This is a genomic window from Moorena producens 3L, from assembly GCF_000211815.1.
GTDB classification, from domain to species: Bacteria; Cyanobacteriota; Cyanobacteriia; order Cyanobacteriales; family Coleofasciculaceae; genus Moorena; species Moorena producens.
Genome location: NZ_GL890943.1, coordinates 1 through 10,391, shown reverse-complemented (window position 1 = coordinate 10,391; position 10,391 = coordinate 1). Strand labels below are relative to the sequence as shown.

The window sequence follows — 10,391 nt, the reverse complement described above, 5'->3', positions numbered from 1 at the left end:
ATGTAAAAGGAGCCAAAATAGATTGGTCAGGGTTTGACTCTGACTATAGTCGTCAGAAAGTAGCATTGCCGACTTATCCATTCCAACGGGAACGTTATTGGATAGAAACCAACAACAACTTCTGGCCTAAACAGCAATTTTCAAAAGGGGAAAACCTCCATCCCCTATTAGGTCAAAAGCTAAATTGTGCAGGGGAACAACAAATATTTGCCTCACAAATAGGAGAAAAATCACCCAACTATCTCAGCAACCACCGAGTATTTAATCAAGCACTATTTCCCACAACCGGCTACCTAGAAATAGCAATAGCAGCAGGAAATCACCAATTAAAAACACCCCAGATAGTAATAGAAGACCTAACCATCAGTAGAGGATGGATACTACCAGCAGGAGAATTGACAAATGCCCAAACCATACTCACCCCAACAGACAGCCAAAGCTACAAGTTTCAAATATTTTCTCAACTTGAAGAAGAAGAGTGGAAACTCCACACCACCGGAAAAATCAGAAAAGAATCAACCCCTCCTCCTCAAACAAAAATTGACCTAGAAAAATACAAGAGTGAATGTAATCAAGCAATAGAAGTCAAACAACATTATCAAAAATGTCAACAAGTAGGGATAGACTACGGAAATAGCTTCCAAGGCATTCAACAATTGTGGTCGGGTTCAAACCAAGCACTAGCTTATATCAAACTCCCCGAAGAATTGATAACACAAACAAGGGACTATAATTTCCATCCAGCACTATTAGATGCAGCCTTGCAAGTAATATTTCAGGCACTCCCAGCAACAGATAGTGACCAAACTTATCTGCCAGTAGGAATAGAAGAATTCAAACTATATAAGAATCCCGGGCTGAGTCTATGGGCCTACGCATCAGTAACCAGTCCCGAAGTGAAAACTCCAGAAAGTTTAACGACTCTTGTCACCATAGTAACTCCTTCAGGAGAAATAATTGCCAACCTCAAAGGTTTACAACTAAAACTAGCAACTAAACAGACCCTACTGGGAACAGAAACCGAATCAATAGAAAATTGGTTGTATGAAGTAGAGTGGAGAAGCCAAGGTATTTTAGGTAAACTACTCCCTCCAGATTTCCTGAGACCTCCTGTAGAAATTGCCCAAAAATTAGCTCCAACTCTGACAGAATTAGTAACTCAAGTAGATCAGAAAAGAACAGGGTCTATTGAAACAAGCTTAGAAGAATTAACTGTAGATTATATAGTACAAGCATTGCACGAAATGGGTTGGTCATACAAACCAACAGAAAGCTTTGAATTTGATGCAGCAGTCAAAAAATTAGGCATAGTTCCCAGTCAGAGACAACTGTTTAAGCGTCTGCTACAAATATTAACAGAGGTGGGAATACTCAATTATAATCAGCAGCAGTGGCAAGTGGAACAAACCTTAGCTCAAGTCAAGCCTACTGAAAAAAGCCAGAGTTTACAGAATCAATATCCAGAAGAAGCAGCAACATTGACACTACTGGAACGTTGTGCAAGTCAATTAAGTGGGGTATTACGAGGAGCAATAGACCCAGTTCAGTTAGTTTTCCCCCAAGGAGATTTGACCACAGCGACTCAACTTTATGAAGAGTCAACAGTAGCTAAAGTGATGAACACAATAGTAGAAAAATCCATCACCAAGGCTATAGAAAAATTACCTAAAAGCCGAGGCATACGGTTGTTGGAAATCGGAGCGGGAACAGGAGGGACGACCAGCTATATCCTGCCTCATCTAAATCCCCAGCAAACCGAATATATATTCACCGATATAGGGGCATTATTTACAGCAAAAGCCCAAGATAAATTCCAGGATTATCAATTCATTAGCTATCAAACCTTAGACATAGAAGTAGATCCGAAAAGTCAAGGATTTGAGGCTAATCAATATGATATAATTATTGCAGCCAATGTCCTCCATGCAACCACAATTATGAAGCAGACATTATCCCATGTGCGAGAACTATTAGCAGATGGGGGAATGTTAGTGTTGTTAGAAGTAACAACTGCTCAACGATGGTTAGATTTAGTATTTGGACTGTTAGAAGGATGGTGGAAATTCAATGATTATGAATTACGACCAGATTATCCTTTGCTGAGTAGAGACCAATGGCAAAAGGTGTTGAGAGAAACAGATTTTACCGAAGTAGTCACCATGCCAGAAGTGGAGGGAATGGCAGAAACATTGTCAGGGCAAACGGTAATTGTAGCTCAAAGCTCTCAAACGAAGTTAGAACAAACGAATGATGGTTCTAAGAGTTGGTTGATACTAGCAGACAAAGAGGGAATAGGTAAACAGTTAGCAAGGCAACTGAACTCAGTGGGAGAGGTTTGTACTTTAGTGTTTGCTGGAGAAAAGTATCAACAGATAGCTCCCGCAGAATTTACCATTAATCCCAACAACCTTGAAGATTTTGAGGAAGTAATAGAGACAGTAGCAGGGAAATCACCATCATTATATGGAGTAGTACAATGTTGGACGACGGAAGCCGGAGTGGGGCAAACTGTTAATTCTGAGGAGTTAGGAAGTTTGTCTAAGCTAGGGTGTGGCACAACTCTATCTTTAGTACAAGCATTGGTAAAAGCAGGGTTATCCATTGTACCTCGATTATGGTTAGTGACGAGTGGTGCTCAAGCAGTGTCGTCAAATCATCCGGTCATACCAGGAGTAGCCCAATCTTCGGTGTGGGGAATGGGCAAAGTGATTAGCTTGGAACATCCAGAATTGAACTGTACTCGTATAGATTTAGACCCAGAGGAGACTATAGAGGGTCAAGCTGATGCACTCTTTAATGAAATCTGGTCGGAGGATTCCGAAGACCAGGTGGCATGGCGTGGAGATGGTCGTTATGTAGCTCGGTTGGTGGCTAGTCATCATCGGCAACCAGTGGCACAACATTTGGTGCCATCACAACCATTCAAACTAGGAAGTTCCGAGAAGGGTAGTTTAGATAACTTAGTCTTAGAGCCAGTTACTAGACGTTCGCCAGGAGCAGGGGAAGTAGAAATTAGAGTTAAGGCAACAGGATTGAATTTTCTAGATGTAGTATCTGCATTAGGATTAGTCCCTCAGCAAGTGGATGGAATGTCTCAAAAACACTTAGTAGAGATGGACAGTTTTGGTGGAGAGTGTGCGGGTGAAGTAGTAGCTGTAGGGTCAAAAGTCACAGGCTTTCATATAGGGGATACAGTTATGGCTATGGCTCACGGCAGCTTTAGTCAGTATGTAACTGTTGATGCTACCTATGTAGTTATCAAGCCAGAAAATCTGAGCTTTGAAGAAGCAGCATCTATTCCAGCTAATTTTTTAACAGCTTATTATGCTTTGCATCATGTGGCCAAGATTCAGGCTGGCGATCGCATCCTTATTCATGCAGCAGCAGGAGGTACTGGAATGGCTGCGGTGCAGATTGCAATGGAAGCAGGAGCCGAAGTCTTGGCAACTGCAAGTCCTCCCAAATGGGAAGCTCTACGAGATATGGGAGTCAAACATATTATGAATTCCCGAACCTATGAATTTGCTGACCAAGTGATGGAAATAACTCAAGGTCAAGGAGTGGATATTGTACTTAACTCTCTGACTTCTGGGGAATTTATTAGTAAGAGTATGTCAGTGGTAACTCAGAGTGGTCGGTTTGTGGAAATCGCCAAGCGAGGAGTATGGGATTCAAGCCAAGTAGCAGCTCTCAGACCGGATGTATCTTATTTTGTGGTGGATTTAGTCAAAGAGTCAATAGAGCAACCGGGATTAATCAATTCTATGTTGCAAGGGTTGAAAGATAAGTTGAGCAACGGTTTACTACAACCACCACCAATAAAGGTATTTCCCATAGAGGAAGTCATTGATGCCTTCCGTTATATGCAGCAAGCCAAACATATAGGCAAGATTGTGGTGACTCAAACACAACTTGCTGATGCTAGGACTCAAAAGCCTTTAAGTTTCCGTTCTGGAGCTAGCTACTTGATTACAGGAGGTATGGGAGGTTTGGGTTTACTGGTAGCAAATTGGATGGTGTCAAAGGGGGCTAAACATTTAGTATTATTAGGACGTCGTTCACCAGATGATGCAACTCGAAAAAAAATAACAGAATTAGAAATGGCAGGAGCGGAAGTGGTAGTGGAAAAGGCCGATGTGTCTGATCGGAAATCGATCACAGAGGTGTGGAAGAGGATTGAGGAGTCAAACCGACCATTAGCAGGAGTGATTCATTCAGCAGGAATGTTATCAGATGGAGTGCTACAAAACCAGAGTTGGTCTAGTTTTGAGCAGGTGATGGCACCGAAAGTCCAAGGTGCTTGGCACTTGCATCAATTGACTCAAAATCAACCATTGGACTTTTTTGTGCTGTTTTCTTCAGCAGCATCTCTGTTGGGTTCGCCTGGTCAGGGAAATCATTCTGCAGCTAATGCTTTCCTTGATGGTTTAGCCCATTATCGTCGCGCTCAGGGATTACCGGGATTGAGCATTCATTGGGGAGCCGTTTCTCAAGTAGGAGAGGCAGCCGAACGGGGTGCAGATATGAGGGTAAGTAAGCAGGGGATGGGTGCAATATCTCCGGCTCAGGTGTTAGAGTCTCTAGAGCTATTGATCAGTGGTTCGGATGTGGAAGTAGGGGTAGTGCCTATTGAGTGGTCAGGGTGGCAGGAGAGAGTGGCACAGTGGCCATTTTTGGCGGATTGGCAGGAAACTATATTGGAGGTTGCAGAACCATCGAAGTCAGATTTTCTGTTAAAGTTGGAGGCTACACCAGCTAGTGAGCGTCGCTGGTTGTTGGTGGCTCATGTGCGTCGTCAGGTGGCTAATGTGTTGGGAATTAGTCATCCTGAATCAATTGCTTTGGAAACAGGGTTTTTTGATTTGGGTATGGACTCTTTGACTTCTGTGGAGTTGAGGAATAAGTTGCAAAGTAGCTTGAAGCGATCGCTGCCATCAACTATAGCTTTGGACTACCCTAAAATTCAAGATATAGTAAATTATTTGGCTAAAGATTTACTGATTTTAGAAGAGAATAAAGAGAATGACAGCGATAATATAGTTAACCTTAATTTCCAGCAAAATCTTCAAATAGATAGGATTGCTAAAAAACTCGCAGAAAAATTAGGAGCAAATTAGGAGGTATTTAAATGATTAGTAATCAGGAACAAGAGTATGCCCAACTGATGCAAATGGCATTAGACAAGATTAGTAACTTAGAGGCTGAAGTTGATCGACTCAAAAATCAAAAGCAATCTGAGGCGATCGCCATAATTGGCATGGGTTGCCGTGTTCCGGGAGGCGCATCTATCCCTGAAGCCTTCTGGGATATTTTACAAAACGGAGTAGATGCGATTACGGAAGTGCCACCAGACCGATGGCCTATTAATAAATATTACGACTCTGACCCTACCACTCCCGGTAAAATTTCTACTCGTTATGGAGGCTTTGTGGAGCAACTACAAGAGTTTGATGCCAATTTCTTTGGTATTTCTCCTAAAGAAACAATTCATCTAGACCCTCAACAGCGATTACTCCTAGAAGTGAGTTGGGAAGCCTTAGAGCGTTCAGGAATAAATCCTCAACAACTTACAGGAACCTCTACTGGTGTATTTGTTGGCATTTGTGGTAGTGACTATACTCAAAAGATATTAACTCAAGGCCTTGAACAAATTGATGCCTATCTAGGTACAGGAAATAGCCACAGTACAGCATCAGGGAGAATTTCTTACCTTCTGGGGCTCAAAGGACCTAGTTTAGCAGTAGACACAGCTTGTTCCTCTTCTCTAGTCAGTATCCATTTAGCCACTACCAGTTTAAGAAATAGAGAGTGTGATTTAGCTCTAGCGGGAGGAGTAAATGCATTAATATCTCCAGAGTTTAGCATCAATTTTTCTAAGGCGGGAATGTTATCTCCTGATGGTCGATGCAAGACTTTTGATGCTACCGCAGATGGATTTGTCCGTAGTGAAGGATGTGGTATGGTCGTACTCAAACGTTTATCAGATGCTGTAGCCCATGGGGATAATATCCTGGCGGTGATTCGTGGAACTGCCATTAACCAAGATGGTGATACCAGTGGATTGACTGTACCTAATGGGCCGTCTCAGCAAGCAGTAATTCGTCAAGCCTTGGAAAATGGAGGAGTAGACCCAGCTAGTATCAGTTATATAGAAGCTCATGGCACAGGAACTTCCTTGGGAGACCCGATTGAAGTAGGAGCAATAGGAACGGTATTTGGAAAAACTCACTCTCAAGAGCAACCGGTAATAATTGGTTCAGCCAAGACTAATATTGGTCACTTGGAGGGAGCAGCAGGAATTGCCGGTTTAATGAAAGTAGTATTGCAACTGCAAAATCATAAAATAGCCCCATCACTGCATTTTAATCAGCCAAATCCTTATATTGATTGGGACCAATTACCAGTACAAGTCGCGATCAAGCTCACCTCTTGGCCAACAAATGGTAAAAGTCGCATAGCTGGGGTTAGTTCTTTTGGTTTTAGTGGCACCAATGCTCATATAGTTTTAGAAGAAGCACCCTCTCATCAAGTCAAAAGTCAAAAGTTCAAAGTTGAAAGTCAGAATGTTGTTGAACGTCCAGTTCATATATTTACTATGTCAGCGAAAACCGAAAAGGCTCTTGCTGATTTAGTCAATAGTTATCAAAGTTATTTAGAAGCAGAAAGGAATCATAAGGATTTGGGGGATATTTGCTACACAGCTAACATCGGTAGAGCAGAATTTAACCATAGATTAGCTTTGATTACTTCTGAGCATGAGCAACAAGAGTTAATAGAGAAACTCAAACAATACAAACAGGGAGAGAATGTTCCTGGCATCTGTTCAGGACAAATAACAAGCCAAACTAAGACGAAAATAGCATTTTTATTTACTGGTCAAGGTTCTCAATATCTGCAAATGGGAAGGCAGTTATACCAGACTCAACCCACTTTTCAGAAAATTATCGACCAGTGTAGTGAGATTCTGGGAAAATATCTAGAATTTTCTTTATTAGATGTACTTTATCCGGCTCAGGTTAAAGATGAAACTTCTACTTTGATAGACCAAACAGCTTATACCCAACCTGCTATATTTTCCCTAGGGTATGCCCTAGCTAAGTTATGGGAATCATGGGGAATTAAAGCCAATGTAGTCATGGGTCATAGTGTAGGAGAATATGTAGCAGCTTGTGTGGCAGGAGTATTTAGCCTAGAAGATGGTCTAAAATTAATAGCCATGCGGGGACAGTTGATGCAACAGTTACCCTCCGGTGGTCAGATGGTATCTGTAATGGCATCAGAATCTCAGGTAATAGAGGCTATAGAAGAGTATAGTTCCCAAGTGACAATAGCAGGGATTAATGGACCAGAAAGTATAGTAATTTCAGGGAACAGTGGAGCTATAACAACTATTTGTGATATATTAAAAAATATGGGAATTAAGACCAAACAATTACAGGTATCCCATGCTTTCCATTCCCCATTAATGGAACCAATGTTAACAGAATTTGAAGCAGTAGCCAAACAAGTAACCTATAATCAACCCAAAATACCACTAATATCAAACGTCACTGGTGAAGAAGTAGGTGCGGAAATAACCACTGCTGAATATTGGGTGGGTCATGTGCGAAAACCAGTAAGATTTGCCCAGAGTATGAAAACTCTAGAAGAGCAAGGATATGAAACCTTCCTAGAAATAGGACCCAAACCAATATTGTTAGGAATGGGAAGGCAATGTGTAACAGAAGATGTGGGAGAATGGTTGCCATCATTGCGTCCAGGAATAGAAGAATGGCAACAAATGCTATCTAGCTTAGGACAATTGTATGTAAAAGGAGCCAAAATAGACTGGTCAGGGTTTGAAAAAGATTATAATCGTCAGAAAGTAGCATTGCCAACATATCCATTCCAGAGAGAACGTTATTGGATAGAAACCAAGAACAAATTCTGGTCTAAACAGCAATTGTCAACAGACCAAAACCTCCATCCCCTATTAGGTCAAAAGCTAAATTGTGCAGGGGAACAACAAATATTTGCCTCACAAATAGGAGAAAAATCACCCAACTATCTCAGCAACCACCGAGTATTTAATCAAGCACTATTTCCCACAACCGGCTACCTAGAAATAGCAATAGCAGCAGGAAATCACCAATTAAAAACACCCCAGATAGTAATAGAAGACCTAACCATCAGTAGAGGATGGATACTACCAGCAGGAGAATTGACAAATGCCCAAACCATACTCACCCCAACAGACAGCCAAAGCTACAAGTTTCAAATATTTTCTCAACTTGAAGAAGAAGAGTGGAAACTCCACACCACCGGAAAAATCAGAAAAGAATCAACCCCTCCTCCTCAAACAAAAATTGACCTAGAAAAATACAAGAGTGAATGTAATCAAGCAATAGAAGTCAAACAACATTATCAAAAATGTCAACAAGTAGGGATAGACTACGGAAATAGCTTCCAAGGCATTCAACAATTGTGGTCGGGTTCAAACCAAGCACTAGCTTATATCAAACTCCCCGAAGAATTGATAACACAAACAAGGGACTATAATTTCCATCCAGCACTATTAGATGCAGCCTTGCAAGTAATATTTCAGGCACTCCCAGCAACAGATAGTGACCAAACTTATCTGCCAGTAGGAATAGAAGAATTCAAACTATATAAGAATCCCGGGCTGAGTCTATGGGCCTACGCATCAGTAACCAGTCCCGAAGTGAAAACTCCAGAAAGTTTAACGACTCTTGTCACCATAGTAACTCCTTCAGGAGAAATAATTGCCAACCTCAAAGGTTTACAACTAAAACTAGCAACTAAACAGACCCTACTGGGAACAGAAACCGAATCAATAGAAAATTGGTTGTATGAAGTAGAGTGGAGAAGCCAAGGTATTTTAGGTAAACTACTCCCTCCAGATTTCCTGAGACCTCCTGTAGAAATTGCCCAAAAATTAGCTCCAACTCTGACAGAATTAGTAACTCAAGTAGATCAGAAAAGAACAGGGTCTATTGAAACAAGCTTAGAAGAATTAACTGTAGATTATATAGTACAAGCATTGCACGAAATGGGTTGGTCATACAAACCAACAGAAAGCTTTGAATTTGATGCAGCAGTCAAAAAATTAGGCATAGTTCCCAGTCAGAGACAACTGTTTAAGCGTCTGCTACAAATATTAACAGAGGTGGGAATACTCAATTATAATCAGCAGCAGTGGCAAGTGGAACAAACCTTAGCTCAAGTCAAGCCTACTGAAAAAAGCCAGAGTTTACAGAATCAATATCCAGAAGAAGCAGCAACATTGACACTACTGGAACGTTGTGCAAGTCAATTAAGTGGGGTATTACGAGGAGCAATAGACCCAGTTCAGTTAGTTTTCCCCCAAGGAGATTTGACCACAGCGACTCAACTTTATGAAGAGTCAACAGTAGCTAAAGTGATGAACACAATAGTAGAAAAATCCATCACCAAGGCTATAGAAAAATTACCTAAAAGCCGAGGCATACGGTTGTTGGAAATCGGAGCGGGAACAGGAGGGACGACCAGCTATATCCTGCCTCATCTAAATCCCCAGCAAACCGAATATATATTCACCGATATAGGGGCATTATTTACAGCAAAAGCCCAAGATAAATTCCAGGATTATCAATTCATTAGCTATCAAACCTTAGACATAGAAGTAGATCCGAAAAGTCAAGGATTTGAGGCTAATCAATATGATATAATTATTGCAGCCAATGTCCTCCATGCAACCACAATTATGAAGCAGACATTATCCCATGTGCGAGAACTATTAGCAGATGGGGGAATGTTAGTGTTGTTAGAAGTAACAACTGCTCAACGATGGTTAGATTTAGTATTTGGACTGTTAGAAGGATGGTGGAAATTCAATGATTATGAATTACGACCAGATTATCCTTTGCTGAGTAGAGACCAATGGCAAAAGGTGTTGAGAGAAACAGATTTTACCGAAGTAGTCACCATGCCAGAAGTGGAGGGAATGGCAGAAACATTGTCAGGGCAAACGGTAATTGTAGCTCAAAGCTCTCAAACGAAGTTAGAACAAACGAATGATGGTTCTAAGAGTTGGTTGATACTAGCAGACAAAGAGGGAATAGGTAAACAGTTAGCAAGGCAACTGAACTCAGTGGGAGAGGTTTGTACTTTAGTGTTTGCTGGAGAAAAGTATCAACAGATAGCTCCCGCAGAATTTACCATTAATCCCAACAACCTTGAAGATTTTGAGGAAGTAATAGAGACAGTAGCAGGGAAATCACCATCATTATATGGAGTAGTACAATGTTGGACGACGGAAGCCGGAGTGGGGCAAACTGTTAATTCTGAGGAGTTAGGAAGTTTGTCTAAGCTAGGGTGTGGCACAACTCTATCTTTAGTACAAGCATTGGTAA

Annotated in this window: 2 protein-coding genes; both read left to right on the top strand. The window is 41.3% G+C overall.

The features are described 5' to 3' along the window. Positions 1–65 precede the first annotated feature (65 nt). Positions 66–5,117, top strand: coding sequence for an SDR family NAD(P)-dependent oxidoreductase (locus tag LYNGBM3L_RS35000; RefSeq protein ID WP_131827053.1), 5,052 nt, complete (start codon positions 66–68; stop codon positions 5,115–5,117). An 11-nt stretch (positions 5,118–5,128) separates the two neighbouring features. Further along, on the top strand, positions 5,129–10,391 hold a 5,263-nt coding region (locus LYNGBM3L_RS21350; RefSeq protein ID WP_009148715.1), incomplete at its 3' end, for a type I polyketide synthase.